Origin of the sequence: Metabacillus bambusae (assembly GCF_017497975.1) — a bacterium.
Lineage (GTDB): Bacteria > Bacillota > Bacilli > Bacillales > Bacillaceae > Metabacillus > Metabacillus bambusae.
Genome location: NZ_JAGDEL010000011.1, coordinates 54,233 through 73,045, shown reverse-complemented (window position 1 = coordinate 73,045; position 18,813 = coordinate 54,233). Strand labels below are relative to the sequence as shown.

Here is an 18,813-nt window from a genome sequence, read left to right as displayed (position 1 = left end):
TTCTTTAGTTAGAAACATATTTTGAAAAAACTTAGTTGAAATAGGAGGTTTATATAGAATGGTTAAACATTTACAAGATACAACAACTTTGCATAACGGGGTAAAAATGCCTTGGTTTGGTATTGGGGTATTTAAAGTAGAGGAAGGACCTGAGTTAGTAAATGCTGTGAAAACAGCGATTAAACATGGCTATCGAAGTATCGATACAGCAGCGATCTATGAGAATGAAGAAGGTGTAGGACAAGCTGTTCAAGAGGTTATGAAAGAAACGGGCATTTCTAGAGAAGAATTATTTATTACATCAAAAGTCTGGAATGCTGATTTAGGATACGAATCTACGATTGCAGCTTATGAAACTAGTTTAAGAAAACTTGGTTTGGATTACTTAGATTTATATCTTATTCATTGGCCTGTTGAAGGTAAGTATAAAGAGGCATGGAGAGCGTTAGAAACTCTTTATAATGAAGGAAAAGTAAAAGCCATCGGAGTAAGTAATTTCCAGGTGCACCATCTTGAAGAATTAATGAAAGATGCTGAAATAAAACCAATGGTTAATCAAGTGGAGTACCATCCACGTTTGACACAAAAGGAAATCCAAGCATTTTGTCAAAAGCATGGGATCCAGTTCGGGGCTTGGTCACCTTTAATGCAAGGTCAATTACTAGATAATCAAGAACTACAAGAGATTGCCGATAAATATAAAAAATCGATTGCTCAAGTCATCTTGCGCTGGGACTTACAAAATGGTGTTGTCACGATACCTAAGTCAACAAAAGAGCATCGAATTGTTGAAAACGCGAATGTATTTGATTTTGAGCTATCAAAAGAAGATATGAAACAAATTGATCGTTTAAATCAAAATGTAAGAGTTGGCCCAGATCCAGACAATTTTGATTTTTGATTTAGTTAAGGTTGAAAAAAGTAGCATATGGTAGCAAGGCTTAGCACCGTTCGGAATTTGAACGGTGTTTTTGGTTCAGGTTCAAAAGAATGGAGAAGTGGTTCAATAAACGTAAAAAGTGGTTCAATTCGGGAGCAAACAGGTCCAAATTGTAGAAAAGTTGGTTCAATAGTCCGCATAAGAGGTTGTAAATAGGGTTCAGGTTTAAAAGCAAGGAGAAGTGGTTCAATAAATGTAAAAAGTGGTTCAATTCTGGAGCAAATAGGTTCAAATAAAAGAAAAGCTGGTTCAATAGTCCGCAAAAAGAGGTTGTTAATAGGGATCAGGTACAAAATCATAGAGAAGTGGTTCAATAAATGTAAAAAGTGATTCAATCCGGTAGCAAACATGTTCAAATAATAGAAAAATGGTGAATAAAGCTTCCGTCATAAAGAAACCTAACCAATAAGATGAAATGATAAATACTTATTTTCCGTAGCTGCGGTAAAAATCTTATCTTTTTTTGTCGAATTCATGAAGTATAGTATATGTAAGCGATTGATAAAGACATAAGGAGGTTATTTCATGAAGCTGTTAGCGATTACATCATGCCCGAATGGGATTGCACATACGTATATGGCTGCTGAAAATTTACAAAAGGCAGCAGATAAAATAGGTGTTTCAATGAAAGTTGAAACCCAAGGCTCCATTGGAGTAGAAAATGAATTTACCGAAAAGGATATTATTGAAGCTGACGGAATTATTATTGCAGCTGATAAAACAGTTAATAAAGATCGTTTTGTAGGGAAAAAGGTATTAGTTGTCGGGGTTCAAGACGGAATTCGTAAGCCTGAGGAACTCATCAAAAAGCATATGAATGGTGAAGTTCCAGTTCTTAAAGGTGAATCAAATAAAGCTGGTGGTGATAATAGCTCAAAGAAGGATAAACAAAATCCAATTTACAGGCACTTAATGAATGGAGTATCTTATATGATTCCATTTATCGTAATTGGTGGATTATTAATTGCCGTTGCCTTAACACTTGGTGGAGAAAAAACTCCTGGTGGCCTAGTGATTCCAGATGATTCTTTCTGGAAAACAATTGAAAAGCTAGGTGGAGCATCATTTACATTCATGATTCCAATCTTATCTGGTTTTATTGCCTATAGTATAGCTGATAGACCAGGACTCGCTCCAGGTATGATCGGCGGTTATATTGCAGCCAATGGTAGTTTTTATGGAAGTGAAGCAGGTGCAGGTTTCATTGGAGGGATCATCGCTGGTTTCCTTGCAGGGTATGTTGCTTTAGCCATTAAGAAGATGAAGGTTCCTAGAGCTATTCAACCAATCATGCCAATCATCATTATTCCCGTTATAGCTTCATTAATTGTAGGCTTAGCATTCGTATATATTATTGGTGCACCAGTTGCACAAGTGTTTGAATCATTAACAGCTTGGTTAGCAGGTATGCAAGGATCAAGTTCAATTCTTTTGGCTCTTATTCTAGGTGCAATGATTTCCTTTGATATGGGGGGACCTGTAAATAAAGTTGCTTTCCTTTTCGGATCAGCAATGATTGGTGAAGGAAATTATGAGATCATGGGTCCAATTGCAGCTGCGATCTGTATCCCACCAATTGGAATGGGACTTGCAACATTTTTAAACAAAAAGAAATATCAACCCTCTGAAAGAGAAGCTGGTAAAGCATCCTTTACGATGGGATTATTCGGAATAACAGAGGGTGCGATCCCATTCGCTGCCCAGGATCCACTTCGAGTTATTCCAAGTATTATGGCAGGTTCTATGGTAGGTTCTGTTATTGCAATGATGGGTAGTGTTGGAGACCGTGTGGCACATGGAGGTCCCATTGTTGCTGTACTTGGAGCAGTAGATAATGTGTTAATGTTCTTTGTAGCCATTGCCGCTGGAGCATTTGTGGCAGCTATTTTAGTTAACTTCTTAAAGAAAGATATAGCTTTGGTGGAGGACTCAACAGGAGCTGAGCCAGTAGATAACAAGGATAAGTTTGAGCAGCAACGAGAAAAAGACAGTGAAGTAGTAGTTGAAGAGGTCAAAAAATTAACTGATATTACAAGTCTCAACCTTATTAATACGCAATTAAAAGGAAATACACGTGACGAGATCATTGATGAAATGATTGCAAAGCTAGACAGTGAAGGTGTATTAACTTCAAGAGAAGAATTCAAACAAGCAATCATTAATCGTGAAAATGAAAGTTCAACTGGAATTGGAATGAACATCGCTATCCCTCATGGGAAATCAGATGCAGTTACTAAGCCAAGAGTTGTATTTGGAATTAAGCAAGATGGTGTAGACTGGAAAAGTCTTGATGGTACAGAAGCAAAATTAATTTTTATGATTGCTGTACCGAAAACGGGTCAAGGTGATGCACACTTGAAAATTCTGCAAATGCTCTCCCGTAAGTTAATGGATGATACTTTTAGAGATAAATTGTTAGCAGCTCAATCAGAAAAAGAAGCATTTGAACTTCTTGGTGAAATAGAATAAACAGAAAATATATTTACTTTTTGAGCCTTTCCTTATAATCTTTTTAGGGAAGGCTTTTTGATATTTGTAAATAAAATCAAAATTCTCCAGTATTTATGAAAAGGAATGATAAAAAATGTATTTAACGATTAAGGAGACAGCAGATTACTTGTCTTTACCAGAGGATCTTGTAAAAGGCTTAGTTCTCCAAAAGAAAATTAGATCCCTATATGACGGTGAACAATATTTAATTTATAAAGATCAGTTTCAATCACACTTAGAACAAGTTGAGAAATATAAAATGTTATATGATGAATATCTGAAAGAGCCAATACCGGAGGATATAGATGTAAAAGATGAGGATTAAATAGAAATTTGCAAAGAAAAATTTATAAAAAATAGTCTATAACTATTCTTGGATTAATGTTATCATTATTGATAATGAAAATAAAAGGGGATAGTCACTTATGAACTCAATAATAGAGGAATTAGTCAGTATCAAAAGTGATGTAATATTAAAAGGAACACTTGCTTTGCCGAACACTGATTTTGATCATTTTCCAGCTATTGTCATCATTAATGGTTCAGGTAAGGCAGACAGAGATGGGAATATGAAAAAACCTGTACTTGTTACAAATTTATATAAGGAACTTGCCCACTTTTTAACGGATTTAGGATTCATCACACTTCGTTATGATAAGAGATCTGTTGGTGAAAGTGAAGGCGATCCGATCACAAGTGGAATGCTGGACCTTGCTAATGACGTAAAAAGTACAATTTCGTTTTTAAAGCAGCATAGTAAAGTTGATAGTGAAAAGATCATTTTGCTTGGACATAGTGAAGGATGTATTCTAGCAACAAAGGTAAATGAAACAACACCTGTTGCAGGATTAGTTCTGATTGGTGGGGCAGCAACCAGTTTAAAAGAGCCAATAATGTATCAAAATCGTCAAACACTTGAGGAAATTAAACGACTAAAAGGGATTAAAGGCAAGTTGTTAAGGTTTCTTGTAAAGGAACATAAAATAGTAAAGCAGGCAGAAGAGCTTTTTAGTAAAATGGAAGGCTCTGAAGGTGATACAGTTAGGTTTAAGCTGAAAAAAATGCCTGCTAAATGGTTTAGAGAGCACTTTTTATATCGTACAGAAAATGTTATTGAAGCATTAAGACAGGCAAAGTGTCCGTTATTGGCTATAACAGGTGACAGGGATGTACAAGCGAATTCAGAGGATTTAAAGCGAGTGGATAGTCTTGGAAAGCTAGATGCAAAGACAGTCGTAATAAAGAACATGGATCATATGCTTAAAGAGTATAAGGGTGAGAAGACGGTATTGAATCTAATGAAGCAATACAAGAAAGAGGCAACAGCTCCAATTCACACACAGTTGAAAGCTGAACTAAGAGATTGGTTAACAGAACAATATTTATGAGGGTCAGTCCCTTCAGCGAGGTCAAAGCTGGGGACTGACCCATGTTTTTGTGAAGATTTTGTCGAATTGTGTAGATATTTTTAGATATTTGTAGATTGATTGTGTGTGGTTCGTTATAATGAAGAAGGAGAATAGTACTATAGTTAGGGGAGAAAAAAATTGCAACAATCTAAACAACTGAGAATAATAGGATTTATCACCTTGATTGTTGTTATTGTAATAGTAGGAACAATTATCCTTCAAACAAAAGGGATTATGTTGGAGGCCGAAACTAGCTCTAGCAATAGATTAGAAAAAACAAAAGTAACGATTATTACATCAGATATCGTTGCAGATCAAAGCTGGGGGAGTCTTGCATATAAAGGGCAATTAAAAATAGAGGAACAGTATCCAGTTGATGTTGAGCTTTATAGTGAGATAGAAACAGATAAATTGATGATTGAAACAATAACTACTGCAATTAACGAAGGGTCAAAATTAATAATAGGACATGGTCGGGAGTTTTCTGATGTTTTTACTGCAACAGCACTAAGTCATCCAGATGTTCAATTTGTTACAATTCATGGGTCATCAAAATATCCTAATCAAACCGTTTATACGTTTGATCAAGGTGAAATAGAATACTTTGCAGCACTATCTGCTGCTTTAAAAACTAGTACAAATAAGATTGGAGTACTTTATCCATTTGAACCAGAGAATAACATTTCTGAATTTGAAAGAGGTTTAGCCTATTATGCGCCTAATTCAAAATCGTACTATAAAGCGGTTGGAAGTCGAGATGATGGTGTCAAGGCAACGCAACTTATGAAGGAGTTAATTGCAGAGGGTGTAGATGTTATTTATAGTAAAGGTAATTCCTACAATCGAGATGTCATAGATTTGGCCAAAAAAGAGAATGTGTATGTCATTGGTTACCTTGATGATCAATCATATATGGGGAAAGAACAAGTTTTAACGAGTGTGATGAATGATGTTTCACAAGCATATGTGGCCGTAATGGAAGATTATTTTAGCGGGTCTGGTATGCCATCAGGAAAAGTAATTCTAAATGAGAGTCACGGAGTATATAGCTTGGCTCCTTTTGGGCCAATGTTTTCTGAACAAGATATAAAGTATATAGAAACTGAAATGAAGAGATATAGTAGTGGGGAACTAGCGTTTCCTTAGAAGGAGGTAAGGAAATTGTGATGAAGAAATTAATAAAAAATATGTCTTTTCGTACCAAAATTCTCACAATTCTCCTAATACTTACTTTTATTTTTAGCGGATTTTCTCTTATTCTAGTACAGTCGATAGAGGATATAACTCAAGTGAGTAATAAGATTAAGGGGACAAATATTCCAGAGCTTTTTTGGCTTTCTCAGTTAGAAGAGGAGTTACATGTAAAGGAATATATTGTTGAAAGTGTTATTGACAATGATATGTGCTGTAACTTGGTAGCTGATTATCAAAATTATGATGCACAAGGTTCTGAAGAGTTAGAAGAGAATTCAATCCCAAAATCCCTTGATAACTATAATAAAAGAGTAGACTTACTTGATTTTGTAATTGTTAACAATGTTCAAGGACTTCTTAACTACAATGATAAAAAGGGAGCGGAAGAGTATATTAAATCTAATTTCCTCCCACAGCTTACTACCCTACAGCAAGAGATAAAAGCAGCAAAAGAAGCATCTTATTCAAAATTAAATGGGCATTCTAATACATTTACCGATATTATTAAGGGTTCATTATGGTTACTAATGTTAGTAACTACAGTAGCGATAGGTTTGTCAATTTTTGTCTCGTATCGGATTAGTGCTAGCTTGACAAATCCGATTGAAACAATGATAGGCAAAGTAGATCGTATAGCTAATGGGCAATATGGGTTAACACTCCACTCTACGGATCAATTAGAGCTTCAGTATTTAACACAATCGATTAATCAAATGTCCAGACGACTTAAAGAATCTTTTAATACAATTATGAATGATAAAATTTATCGAGAACAAATATTAAATTCTTTGCCAGTAGGTATTATTACGATCAATGATAAAACCTCAGAAATATCATTAAATACATCAGCAATCAAACTACTAAATAAGAATGAAGAACAGGTAAAAGAACTTGCTTCTATTCAAGGTGATGTAGTGAATGAAGAGTTTTGGCGAATTTTGTCATCGAAGAAGGCTTGTAAGCATACAAAGGTTCCATTTAGCACACCCGAGGGTCAAAGATTTTTATTAGTCTCTCAAACAGAGCTATTAAATCAGAATCATAGCGTTATTGGTCGGATCATGAATTTTATTGATATAACGGAAACAGAAGAATTAGAAAAAAGAATGCATCAGTCGGAAAAGTTGGCTGTTGTAGGAGAAATGGCTGCTGGTGCTGCACATGAAATTCGTAATCCGTTAGCTGTTGTACATGGTTTCTTATCATTAATGAATCAATCATTTTCAGTACAACATAGAAATCAATATCATTTGCCGCTCATCATGAAGGAAATTGAACGAATCAATGTAATTATTGAGGAAATGTTACTGCTATCAAAGCCTGGAGCACCAATAAAGAAAGAAACGTATCTTGAAGATATTTTAGCAGAGTTTTTACCACTCATTATCCAGTCATCAGAGGAGATTGAATTCAACATTAAATTGGAACGCACACCATTATCTGTTGATGCAAAACAGATAAAACAGGTATTCCATAATCTGATTCGAAACAGCATTGAAGCAATGGGCGGAAAAGGAGTAATCACCATTTATTCACAGGTGACTGAAAAGGACTATCAGGTCTTTATAAAGGATTGTGGCCCAGGTATTCCTTCGTCGATGTTGGAAACGATCTACGACCCTTTCTCAAGTTCTAAGGAAAGTGGTACAGGATTAGGGTTAATGATTGTAAAACGTATTATTGAAAACCACCAAGGTAGTATTGATTTGCATGAAACATCTGAAGCGGGCACAACCTTTCTGATTCACTTGCCGTTACCTAAAAAAGAGTAAGAAAAAGCAGATTCCAGATGGTTCTAATCGGAATCTGCTTTTTTATCGTTTAGGTATTGTACTGTGGATAACACTTTGACATCCAGCTCCAGCGCCTAGCCCCTCGAGGTCATAAGCTGATCAAGGCGCTTGCGCTTTTGTTCCAGTTATTTCAATTTAAAGGAACTCTTTAACGAAACGATACGATTAAAAACGATATTTTCATTTGTAGAATGCTTAGGATCTACATTGAAGTAGCCGTGACGGAAAAATTGAAATTTATCGTGAGCAACTACTTCCTTCATATTGGGCTCGACAAAGCCTTGTAAAACTTCTAATGATTGATCATTAACAAAGTCAAGGAATGTTTTTTCTTCAGAACTTACTTGTTCCGTACTGTCCTCTTCATTCTCAGCCTTATCAAGGATAAGTGGTTCGTATAAACGAAATTCAGCTGGTAACGCATGCTTAGCGTCGACCCAGTGGATAGTTCCTTTTACTTTTCTTCCTGTAAATCCTGTACCACTCTTTGTTTCAGGATCATAGGTGCAATGAATTTCAATGACATTTCCATCGGCATCTTTTATCACATCTTCACATTTAATAAAGTATGCGTGTTTCAAACGTACTTCATTACCAGGGAAGAGACGGAAGTATTTTTTTGGAGGATTCTCCATAAAGTCTTCCTGTTCAATATAAATTTCACGTGAAAATGGAATTTGTCTTGTACCCATCTCAGGAACTTCAGGATTGATCTCAGCGTCAAGCATTTCCACTTGATCTTCAGGATAATTTGTAATAACTACCTTTAAAGGTTTTAATATTCCCATTGTACGTGGTGCTTTTAGCTTTAAGTCTTCTCTCACAAAGTGCTCAAGCATTGCTTCATCAACTGTTCCAAACCCTTTTGATACTCCAGTTTCTTTAACAAATTCACGGATGGATTCTGGTGTGTATCCTTTTCTGCGCAAACCTGAAATTGTTGGCATTCTGGGATCATCCCAGCCATCTACAAACTTTTCATCTACAAGCTGTTTCAATTTACGCTTACTCATTACTGTATTTGTTATGTTTAAACGACCAAATTCAATTTGTTGTGGCTTATGCTCCATTTCACATTCTTCAATTACCCAGTTATAAAGTGGGCGTTGATCTTCAAATTCTGTTGTACATAAAGAATGTGTTATCCCTTCGATTGCATCCTCAAGTGGATGTGCAAAAGCATACATCGGATAGATGCACCAAGCATCACCAGTATTATGGTGTGTCGTATGTGATACGCGGTATATAACTGGATCACGCAAGTTTATGTTAGGTGATGACATATCAATTTTTGCACGAAGCACCTTTGTTCCATTTTCAAATTCACCTTTACGCATGCGCTCAAATAAATCAATATTTTCTTCTATAGAACGATTTCGATAGGGGCTTTCTTTCCCAGGCTCTTTTAAGGTCCCGCGGTATTGTCTGATTTCATCAGCAGATAAGTCATCAACATATGCTTTTCCTTTTTTTATGAGAAGCATTGCGCGATTATACATTTCTTCAAAATAATCGGAAGCAAAAAACATGCCATCCCATTCATAGCCCAGCCATTCTACATCTTCTTTAATTGATTCAACGTATTCTGTATCTTCTTTTAATGGATTTGTGTCATCAAATCTTAAGTTTGTTTTACCATTAAAATCATCCGCTAGTCCAAAGTTAATCACGATTGATTTTGCATGACCAATGTGGAGGTAGCCATTTGGCTCTGGTGGGAATCGTGTGTAGACATAATCACGTTTTCCAGTTTCAAGATCCTCTTTAATAATACTTCTTATAAAGTTTGAGGAATTGTGTTCCAAGTCAGATCAAACCTTTCTTTTATATGTAAAAATAAGTTCTGTCTTCCATTATACCAATAGAAAGGCAAAAGGTTAATTTACTAAGGTAATTTTGTCATAATAGTATATATACTTACATGATTACTTAATCTGTATTCAGGATTAGCGATAAAATAATTGATATTTCATCATATAAAAGGAATTATTTGGGATAAGTGGAATTATTATATATGGTGCGTGAATTAATTTTAGATTGTTGAATAGTGGAGGATAAAAGGATGAAACAAGAAACAAGCTTTAAGGAGTTTATGAGCAATCGCTTTGTTAGAGCGATATTATTTTCTGGATTATTCTTGCAGCTTGGTATTTGGGTAAGGAATTTTTCTGTTTTATTATTTGTCATGGAGCAAACAAACGAAGATCCATTTGCAGTCTCAATGATTTCGGTTGCAGAGTTTGCACCGATTTTTATTTTCTCAATCATTGGCGGGACATTTGCAGACCGGTGGAAGCCGAAGAAAACGATGGTTTGGTGTGATATTTTAAGTGCTATTTCTGTTTTTGCCGTGTTACTCACGTTAATATTCTCAACCTGGAAGGTCGTCTTTTTTGCAATGCTTATTTCCTCAATTCTTTCTCAGTTTTCTCAGCCTTCAGGTATGAAGCTATTTAAGGTGCATGTTCCTGAAAAACAACTGCAAATGGGAATGTCAATTTATCAAACGATGTTTGCTTTATTTATGATTATAGGGCCCGTAATCGGGACAGTGGTGTTTCAACAATATGGAATTGAAGTATCAATTGCGATTACAGGGATAATGTTCTTGCTTTCAGCTGTTGCCCTTACATTTTTACCTGCGGATAAACAATTGGAAGGAACTTCGGGGAAAACAACAGTTGTTGAAGAATTTGTTCAGGGATTTAAGTATGTAGCCAAAAATAGATTTTTAACGATTTTAGGAGCAAATTTCTTTGTAGCAGGGTTAGCTGTTGGTTTAATTCAACCATTGGGTATCTTTATTGTGACCGAACAGCTACATATGAATAAGGAATTTGTTCAATGGTTCATGGCCATAAATGGGGTGGCATTGCCTTAGCATTATCTAAGAAAGTGACACCTATTCGAATGCTTGCAGCTGGTATGCTCGTAAATGCTCTTATGATTTCAGTTATTGGGTTTTCAGAGATTTTATGGTTGACTCTTATCGCTCAGTTTTTTACCGGATTAATGATGCCAGCGATCCAAATTAGTATTAATACAATGATTCTCCAAAATGCAGAGGAATCGTTTGTGGGTCGAGTAAATGGCATCATGACACCACTTTTTATGGGAGCAATGGTGATAATGATGAGCCTTGCAGGCATATTAAAAACACTTGTGGGTCTTGTGGTTTCCTATCAGGTTTCAGCGATTTGCATGATCATTGGAGTGATTTTTGTGCTCCCCCTTGTACTAAACAAACCAGCAAAAAAAAGCGTTAAGGTTAATGGATAGGTAAAAGAAATGCCCATAAAGCATAATGATGGTCATTGATCATGTATTATGCTTTTTTACTTTTCAAACAGTGATACGGATAAAAATAACACTTTAGTATAAAATAACCAAGTCAAAAAGGAGGTGGGAAAATGCCAAACCGTAATGATAATAAATTTAGGAAAATAGAGTCTGAAAGCGCAAAGCAAGGTAAATCTCAAGAAGAGTATGCAGCTGAGCTTGAAGCGAACCGTGCGAAAAGTCAAAAGAAAAAATAATCAAACGATAAATGAGGAAGGTGATGCTATGATGCGCTTTCCTTATTTTTTTGTATGGCAATTTTCTAAGAGATTGTTGCTTTTAAAACAAAAACTAATTCAGGTTGATTGGAACGGATTGCGAGACTCCTGCGGGAGCAGCGGACAGGTGAGACCCCACAGGCGTTTACGCCGAGGAGGCTCACCGCCCGCCCCGCGGAAAGCGAGCATCTCTCGCTGTAATCAACCACACCGCACTACTTGGTAAATAGCAACAAAGTTTTCAAAAACTGAATTATCTCGAAATAGAAATATTCAAAAAATAGTTGACAATAATTCTATACCCGATTAAAGTATATATATTCTTTCTTTTACTTAAATGCATATATAATCTCTTATCAAGAGTGGCAGAGGGACTGGCCCGATGACGCCCGGCAACCGTTCTATTATAGAATTGGTGCTAAATCCTGCAAAACCGTTTTGGTTTTGAAAGATAAGAGAGGAGACTCCTATATATACTTGTGGCGAAACCTCTCTATCTTAGAGAGGTTTTTTGTGTATTCTAGGCCTTTATTTAGATAGAGATAATACCTAGATGTTACTAAGTAAAATTATATTAAAAAAGAAAAGGGGAGTTTACAATCATGAAAAACAAAATTTTTCACTCTGCATTTATTTTTATTCTAGTATTTACACTATTACTAACAGGTTGTGCTTCAAATAATGGAGAAACAACTGAACCTGAAAAAGGGAAAGGCAACCCTGATGTTTCATTAGAGAATGTTCCAGAACGCTTTGCTGGTGGTGAGGGTGCAAAGATTAAAGTCATCCGCAAAATCGGTGGAGATGATCATACAGCACAATTTTTAGCTGGTGCGAAGGAAGAAGGAGAAGCATTAGGCTTTCAAGTAGATGTATTTACAGCTAATGGAGACACGGCAAAATTTCATGATGCCATAGCACAAGGACTAGAAGAAGATTATGATGGATTTATTATTTCTCACGGAGATGACGCTGCAACTGTTGATGCGGTTCAAAAACTAGTTGATGCTGGGAAAAGTGTTGTTACATTTGATTCAACGGAAAAATTAGCGCAAATTGAAAATGTAACATTAACATCTCAGGATGATGAAGCACTTGCAACATTAGCATTAGACCAACTTATTAAAGATACTAATGGAGAAGCGAATATTGTGTATCTCTGGGTAGACGGTTTCCCTCCAATGGTTAGACGTAATAAAGTTTACCAAGAAAAATTAGCAAGTAATTCTGGTATTAAAGAAATTGAGCGCTTTGGAGTGGCAGCAGCAGATACTTCTGTAAAAACGCAAAATGCTGTAGCAGCAATGCTTAATAAACATCCTAAAGGTGAAATTGATGTAATCTTTGCGACATGGGATGCATTTGCAATCGGTGCAGCACGTGCAATTAAAGAAGCTGGTAGAGATGAAATTAAGATTTATGGTATTGATGTTTCGAATGCAGATCTACAAGAAATGCAGGATGGTAGTAGTTCTTGGAAATATACAGCAGCAGTAGATCCAAAGTTAATTGGAGCAGTTGACATGAGATTGTTAGCTAAAAAGCTAGCTGGTGAAGAAACTCCAGCAACGTATAACCTTGAAGCATCACTTATTTCTGGAGAAGAATTAGGGAAATCAGATGAGCCTATTAATATGGTAAATCTTGCAGATACTGTTGAAGGTTGGGGACAGTCTACGGCATTTGAAGAGGATTGGATGAAGACATTAAAAGAGTATTATAAAAAGTAAGATCTATTCTATGAAGAAAATGAGCGAACACTCTCTTTGTCTAGTATAAGAGGGTGTTTGCTTTTATCCCCCATATACTGGTAGAAATCTCCACAGATGAAAAATAGCTTTTGATAGAATAATAGCAAAATTTTCTCCATTAACATCAGAGGAGGTAAATGATGATTCATACAGTATTAAAAATGAAAGAAATCTCGATCGAATTTCCTGGTGTAAGGGCATTAGATTCTGTAGATTTTACAATGAAAAGTGGTACAACCCATGCTCTCATTGGAGCAAATGGTGCAGGGAAATCAACGTTAATGAAGGTTTTATCAGGTGCATATGACCATTACACTGGTGAGATCTTAATTGATGATAATAAAACAAATATACGTACCCCAAAGGAAGCGCAAGGCTATGGTATTCAAATTGTTCACCAAGAGGTAGATACGGCGCTCATTCCAAATTTAACAGTAGGTGAAAATATTATGCTTTCAAATACTGTTAATGAGATGGGGAAAAGACAATTTGTAAGGTGGAAGGATCTTCATAATAAAGCAACAGTTATTTTGAAGAGCCTAAACATTCATGTCTCCTCAAAAAAATTGGTTAGCGAGTTAACCTTGGCAGAAAAACAAATGGTACTGATTGCTAGAACAGTCTCCACAGATTGTAAATTTCTTATATTAGATGAACCGACAGCCCCACTTAGCCATTCAGAAACAAAAGAGTTGTTCAGGATTGTACAAGAGCTTAAAGGTAAGAATGTAGGAATCATCTTTATTTCCCACAGGCTCCCGGAAATTTTTGAGATCTGTGATGAAATTACAATTATGAGGAACGGTAAGCTAGTTACACATGAGTTTGTTGCTGATACCTCGACAGGCAAGGTAGTGGAACACATGTTAGGTAGAGAATTACAAGAACAATTCCCGAAAAAACCTTCTCAAATTGGTGAAACGATTTTTGAGGTAAACACTCTTTCAGATGCGGATAAAATAAGGAATATTTCTCTGTCAGTTCATAAAGGTGAAATTGTTGGAGTTGCAGGCTTAGTTGGAGCTGGTAAAACAGAATTATGTAAAGCTTTATTCGGCGAAGCTAAAATAAAGTCAGGTGAGATAAAACTACGAGGTAAGGTGTTAACTTTATCAAATCCATATCAAGCAGTAAAGCAAGGAATTGCATTAGTACCTGAGGAAAGAAGAAAAGAAGGTATTCTTGTGATGGAGTCAGTTGCAACCAATCTAACCGCAGCAAACTTAGGCGCTTTTACAAAGCCTTTTAGTTTCTTAGATCGAAAGGCAGAAAAGCAAAAGGCATTAGAGCTTATTGAAAGTCTAGGGATTAAAACACCTTCAGAAGAAGCAAAAGTCCAAAATCTGTCTGGTGGTAATCAACAAAAAATTGCCATAGGTAAATGGTTAATAGCTGATGCAGACGTTTATATCTTTGACGAGCCGACTAAAGGCGTGGATGTAGGAGCGAAAAAGGATATTTTTGAGCTAATATGTGAGCTGGCACAAAGAGGGAAAGCGATTATCTATGCCTCCTCTGAGTTATCAGAAATAATTGGGATTACCAATCGATTATATGTTTTATATGATGGACAGGTTGCTAAAGAATTAGAAACTGACTTAACCAATGAAGAAGAGCTATTATTTTATTCAACAGGAGGCAACTAAGGATGAATCAATCAAATCCTGTACAAGCGAGTAATCCTTCAAAAAGGACATTTGATCTTTTTCAATTTTTATATAAATATGGAACAATTTTAACAATTTTTATTCTCATTATAGTTTTTGCTACATCTAATCCAACATTTATTCAAGGCAATAATCTTATTAATATACTACGTTCTATTTCTATTGTAACGATTATCGCAATTGGAATTACGATCTCGTTATCTGTAAATGGTTTTGATTTGTCAGTTGGATCAGTGGCATCATTATCAAATGCAATTGTTATTTCAATGTTTGTGTGGTTTTCTCAAAACACGCTTATTGCGATATTGTCAGCCATTGTGGCATCATTACTTGTAGGAGTGTTAAATTCATTTATTATTGTGAAACTCAAGGTTCCAGATATGCTAATTACATTAGCGACAATGTTTATTGTACAAGGAATTGCACTCACATACACAAAGGGTGCAACTGTTTCGCAAAATATGGTGATGCCTGATGGAACGTTTTCAGCAGGAATCATTAGCCCTATATTTGAGAAAATTGGTCAAGTTCCTTGGATTATCCTGATTATGGTCATTGTTGTAGTGGTTGTACACATTTTTCTTACCTATACAAAGCATGGGAGATACATGTATGTGATTGGTGGGAATATCGAAGCGGCAAGATTATCAGGAATTCCAGTTAATAAGTATAAGATAGCAGCTTATCTATTATCTGCTCTTTTTGCATCAATTGGTGGAATCGTTCTAGCATCTCGTGTTATGACAGCAGAAATTAATGCTGGTTCCCCATACTTAATGGACTCTGTTGCTGCAGCATTTATTGGTTTCTCAGTACTAGGAGCGGGAAAGCCAAATGCGTTTGGTACATTTATTGGAGCAGTGTTAATTGGAATTCTTCAAAATGGTCTAGTTATGATGTCAGTACCTTACTATGCAATGGATATTGTAAAAGGTACAGTACTTGCGTTTGCACTGGCACTTACGTATTATAAAACAAAATAAACGGGGATTATCGGATATCTAGCAGTAAACTTGCTTTGGAGATTACGTAAGAGAGGTTGTTGGCATTTTAGCCAGCAGCCTTTTTTAATGTCCAGGAAATAATAAAATTCTAGTACTGTGGATAAGCGCTAGGCATCCAGCTCCTAGTGCCTGGTAAACCATGGAATATACATTTTTAATGTGCATAAATATTAGTGATTTTATAACATTGATTATTTATTATTTAATAATAATTAGCGTCAGGTAAACTCACAAAAAGATTGACAGTTTTCTACAAATTCTTAAAATTAGAGGGAAAGTTGAAGTTTTTTAAAAAAAGATTGAAAATAAACCCTATTCTAATAAAAGATTTTTATACATTATATTGTATTTAAATACATATACTGATATACTTCATACAAGCATATGTTATATCATGGCACATGATAACAAATGTAATAAATTAAAAGTTGTTTATAATGAATGAGAGTAGGCTACATAGTAATTATAGTTTTCTGAATTATTAAATTACAATAATAACCAAAGGGGGAAATTATGATGAAAAAAGGGTTGTTTACATTAGGATTCATACTTGCATTTATGATGATTTTATCTGCTTGTGGAACTAGTCAGGAGACTTCAGGTGGAGAAGGTAACGATTCTGGAGAAGAGAAAAAGATACTAAGAGTTGCAACAGAAGCAAATTATGCACCATTTGAATATCAGGATAAGGGAGAAGTCGTTGGCTTTGATATTGATTTTATTCAAGCTGTTGCAAAAGAGGCTGGTTATGAAGTCGAAGTTGTAAATGTAGGTTGGGATCCATTATTCGTAGAAGTAAAAGATGAGATAGCAGATATAGGTTTATCGGCAATAACAATAAATGATGACCGCAAGCAAACATATGACTTTTCAGTACCATATTTCTTATCAACAAACAAAATTCTAGTGCCTGAAGGCAGTGATATTAAGACTGCGGCCGATTTAAAGGACAAAGTAATTGCTGTTCAAACAGGAACAACTGGTCAAGAAGCTGTTGATAGTATTGTAGGAGAGAATAATCCTAAAGTTAAAAAATTTGAAAATAATAATCTAGCAATAATGGAGCTTAATAGTGGTGGAGCAGATGCAGTAGTTGCTGATAATACTGTAGTTGAAGAATATGTTAAAAATAATCCTGACAAAAAATTAACTGTCGTTGAAGATGAAGATAGTTTTGATGCAGAATACTACGGATTAATGTTTCCTAAAGGAAGCGAATTGAAAACAGAATTTGATGAGGCTATTAATCAAGTATTAGATAATGGGAAATATACAGAAATATACAATGAATGGTTTGGTTCTGATCCAGATGTTGAAAACTTAAAGGCACAGCAATAAAGGACAATATAAATTGCGTACCATCCTTAATAAGGTGCTACGCAATTTTTTTCCTTAAAGTAAGTAATTGATGGTTTTTATGAAAATTATAGCTCCAGCGCCTCGCTCACCGGAGTCATAAGCCACTCATGAATTGATGGTAAAGACATCTTCAATTGATGAGTGTCTTATTTTTCAGAGCTGATCAAGGTGCTTTCGCTTTGATATTATTATTGAATATGCTCCATTTTTACTTAAAGGGACATTATTAACGATAGGTTTATCTCTCGCAGGGATTATTATAGGCATGATTCTTGGACTTGGTATTGGTCTTGGAAAAATGCTGAATAACAAATTGCTAGCGCTTCCTTTTAAATGGTACATTATTTTCTTTCGAGGAACACCATTATTTGTTCAAATTTTAATTGTCCACTTTGGTGTGGTGCCATTATTTACTGGTGAAACAAATGGAATAGCTGCAGGGATTATCGCGCTTTCATTAAACGCAGCAGCCTATATTGCTGAAATTTTTAGAGGAGGAATTCAATCGATTGATCGCGGACAGATGGAAGCGGCGCGTTCACTGGGGATGAATAATGTTCAAGCAATGACACATGTCATCTTACCTCAAGCGATTAAACGTATGATTCCTCCTTTTGGAAATGAGTTTATTGTTCTAATAAAAGACTCATCTTTGATATCTGTTGTTGCAGCACCAGAAATCATGTATTGGGGACGAGCAATGTCAAGTCAATATTACCGTGTATGGGAGCCATATATTACGGTTGCACTGATTTATTTAGTACTAACTCTATCACTAAGCTTCCTGCTTAATTTACTAGAAAGAAGGCTGAAGACTGAATGATAACCGTAAAACAATTGAAAAAGTCATTTGGAGTAAATGAAGTCCTAAAGGATATCAATGTAGAAATTAAACCACAAGAGGTTGTTGTCGTTATCGGACCCTCTGGATCTGGAAAATCGACGTTTTTACGTTGTCTCAATTTACTTGAATCTATTACAGGTGGTCAAGTTATCATCGATGGAATCGATCTAACGGATAAACAAACAAATATAAATAAAATTCGCGAGGATGTTGGAATGGTCTTTCAACAATTTAATCTATTTCCACATAAGACGGTTCTTGAGAATATTATTTTAGCCCCGATTAAAGTGAAGAAACTTAATGCAGAGCAAGCGAAGGAAAAGGGCTTATCTTTGCTTCGTAAGGTAGGATTAGAGGAAAAGGCTTATGCCTATCCAAATTCATTATCAGGTGGACAAAAACAACGGGTAGCCATCGCGAGAGCTTTGGCAATGGAACCAAAAATCATGTTATTTGATGAACCCACATCAGCTTTAGACCCAGAAATGGTCGGTGAAGTATTAGAGGTTATGAAACAGCTTGCTAAAGAGGGAATGACAATGGTAGTCGTCACACATGAAATGGGTTTTGCAAAAGAAGTGGGTGATCGTGTTATTTTTATGGACGGTGGATATATTGTAGAAGAAAACCAACCGCAACAGCTATTTGATCAACCACAACAAGAAAGAACAAAAGCCTTTTTGAGTAAGGTTTTATAATTCAAATTTTTACTTATTATTATAGGGAGATAGCACATACTTAAAAGAGGTAAAAAGGAGACTAAGAGGTTAGTCTCCTCTCATTTTAGGTATGGTTTACAACTTGT

14 protein-coding genes, 1 pseudogene and 1 riboswitch are annotated in these 18,813 nt (G+C 35.6%); of the genes and pseudogenes, 14 read left to right on the top strand and 1 reads right to left on the bottom strand.

Translation table 11 applies throughout. The features are described 5' to 3' along the window. The first annotated feature begins 58 nt into the window (after positions 1–58). The 6 genes from pgoN (at position 59) to I7822_RS15225 (ending at position 7,805) form a co-directional block, all read left to right on the top strand. Positions 59–901: a glyoxal/methylglyoxal reductase gene (pgoN, locus tag I7822_RS15250; protein ID WP_207979668.1), complete on the top strand. Its 843-nt coding sequence runs from the start codon at positions 59–61 to the stop codon at positions 899–901. A 564-nt stretch (positions 902–1,465) separates the two neighbouring features. Beyond that, positions 1,466–3,409 (top strand): PTS fructose transporter subunit IIABC, encoded by a 1,944-nt coding sequence (locus I7822_RS15245; RefSeq protein ID WP_207979660.1) that lies wholly within the window; start codon positions 1,466–1,468, stop codon positions 3,407–3,409. Positions 3,410–3,524: 115 nt separating this feature from the next. Next, positions 3,525–3,755 carry an excisionase family DNA-binding protein gene (locus tag I7822_RS15240; protein WP_207979658.1) on the top strand — a complete coding sequence of 77 codons (231 nt, stop codon included), beginning with the start codon at positions 3,525–3,527 and terminating at the stop codon, positions 3,753–3,755. A 100-nt stretch (positions 3,756–3,855) separates the two neighbouring features. Further along, the gene (locus I7822_RS15235) at positions 3,856–4,818 is read left to right on the top strand and encodes an alpha/beta hydrolase (RefSeq protein ID WP_207979656.1); all 963 of its coding nucleotides are present in this window, start codon (positions 3,856–3,858) and stop codon (positions 4,816–4,818) included. 159 nt (positions 4,819–4,977) lie between these two features. Next, positions 4,978–5,985, top strand: coding sequence for a BMP family ABC transporter substrate-binding protein (locus I7822_RS15230; RefSeq protein WP_207979654.1), 1,008 nt, complete (start codon positions 4,978–4,980; stop codon positions 5,983–5,985). A gap of 143 nt (positions 5,986–6,128) precedes the next feature. Next, the gene (locus tag I7822_RS15225; RefSeq protein ID WP_307847771.1) at positions 6,129–7,805 is read left to right on the top strand and encodes a sensor histidine kinase; all 1,677 of its coding nucleotides are present in this window, start codon (positions 6,129–6,131) and stop codon (positions 7,803–7,805) included. 146 nt (positions 7,806–7,951) lie between these two features. On the opposite strand, the gene I7822_RS15220 is transcribed toward I7822_RS15225, so the two are convergent. Then, positions 7,952–9,631 (bottom strand): glutamine--tRNA ligase/YqeY domain fusion protein, encoded by a 1,680-nt coding sequence (locus tag I7822_RS15220; RefSeq protein ID WP_207979646.1) that lies wholly within the window; start codon positions 9,629–9,631, stop codon positions 7,952–7,954. A 257-nt stretch (positions 9,632–9,888) separates the two neighbouring features. Here I7822_RS15220 and I7822_RS15215 point away from each other — a divergent pair. The 8 genes and pseudogenes from I7822_RS15215 to I7822_RS15185 all read left to right on the top strand — a co-directional run bounded on the left by I7822_RS15215 (position 9,889) and on the right by I7822_RS15185 (position 18,706). Continuing rightward, positions 9,889–11,105 (top strand): annotated as a pseudogene (locus tag I7822_RS15215) (MFS transporter). A 131-nt stretch (positions 11,106–11,236) separates the two neighbouring features. Next, a complete protein-coding gene (locus I7822_RS30260; RefSeq protein WP_279381980.1) occupies positions 11,237–11,362 on the top strand; it encodes a hypothetical protein in 126 nt (41 codons plus the stop codon). A gap of 371 nt (positions 11,363–11,733) precedes the next feature. Continuing rightward, a riboswitch (SAM riboswitch) is annotated at positions 11,734–11,841 on the top strand. 144 nt (positions 11,842–11,985) lie between these two features. Continuing rightward, entirely contained in the window at positions 11,986–13,113 is a 1,128-nt protein-coding gene (locus tag I7822_RS15210) for a sugar ABC transporter substrate-binding protein (RefSeq protein WP_207979644.1), read from the top strand. A gap of 161 nt (positions 13,114–13,274) precedes the next feature. Continuing rightward, positions 13,275–14,780 (top strand): sugar ABC transporter ATP-binding protein, encoded by a 1,506-nt coding sequence (locus I7822_RS15205; RefSeq protein WP_207979844.1) that lies wholly within the window; start codon positions 13,275–13,277, stop codon positions 14,778–14,780. A 2-nt stretch (positions 14,781–14,782) separates the two neighbouring features. Then, positions 14,783–15,784 (top strand): ABC transporter permease, encoded by a 1,002-nt coding sequence (locus tag I7822_RS15200; protein WP_207979642.1) that lies wholly within the window; start codon positions 14,783–14,785, stop codon positions 15,782–15,784. 537 nt (positions 15,785–16,321) lie between these two features. Further along, positions 16,322–17,143, top strand: coding sequence for a basic amino acid ABC transporter substrate-binding protein (locus tag I7822_RS15195; RefSeq protein WP_207979842.1), 822 nt, complete (start codon positions 16,322–16,324; stop codon positions 17,141–17,143). A gap of 205 nt (positions 17,144–17,348) precedes the next feature. Then, entirely contained in the window at positions 17,349–17,987 is a 639-nt protein-coding gene (locus I7822_RS15190; RefSeq protein ID WP_207979840.1) for an amino acid ABC transporter permease, read from the top strand. Further along, positions 17,984–18,706, top strand: coding sequence for an amino acid ABC transporter ATP-binding protein (locus tag I7822_RS15185; RefSeq protein ID WP_207979640.1), 723 nt, complete (start codon positions 17,984–17,986; stop codon positions 18,704–18,706). Before I7822_RS15190 ends, I7822_RS15185 begins: the two co-directional genes overlap by 4 nt. The last annotated feature ends 107 nt before the right edge of the window (positions 18,707–18,813 follow it).

Excerpts from the sequence above, each read along its gene's own strand:
- I7822_RS15200 (WP_207979642.1), top strand. The coding sequence starts at position 14,783 with ATGAATCAATCAAATCCTGTACAAGCGAGTAATCCTTCAAAAAGGACA.
- I7822_RS15205 (WP_207979844.1), top strand. The coding sequence starts at position 13,275 with ATGATTCATACAGTATTAAAAATGAAAGAAATCTCGATCGAATTTCCT.
- I7822_RS15245 (WP_207979660.1), top strand. The coding sequence starts at position 1,466 with ATGAAGCTGTTAGCGATTACATCATGCCCGAATGGGATTGCACATACG.
- I7822_RS30260 (WP_279381980.1), top strand. The coding sequence starts at position 11,237 with ATGCCAAACCGTAATGATAATAAATTTAGGAAAATAGAGTCTGAAAGC.
- I7822_RS15240 (WP_207979658.1), top strand. The coding sequence starts at position 3,525 with ATGTATTTAACGATTAAGGAGACAGCAGATTACTTGTCTTTACCAGAG.
- I7822_RS15235 (WP_207979656.1), top strand. The coding sequence starts at position 3,856 with ATGAACTCAATAATAGAGGAATTAGTCAGTATCAAAAGTGATGTAATA.
- I7822_RS15195 (WP_207979842.1), top strand. The coding sequence starts at position 16,322 with ATGAAAAAAGGGTTGTTTACATTAGGATTCATACTTGCATTTATGATG.
- I7822_RS15210 (WP_207979644.1), top strand. The coding sequence starts at position 11,986 with ATGAAAAACAAAATTTTTCACTCTGCATTTATTTTTATTCTAGTATTT.
- I7822_RS15185 (WP_207979640.1), top strand. The coding sequence starts at position 17,984 with ATGATAACCGTAAAACAATTGAAAAAGTCATTTGGAGTAAATGAAGTC.
- pgoN (WP_207979668.1), top strand. The coding sequence starts at position 59 with ATGGTTAAACATTTACAAGATACAACAACTTTGCATAACGGGGTAAAA.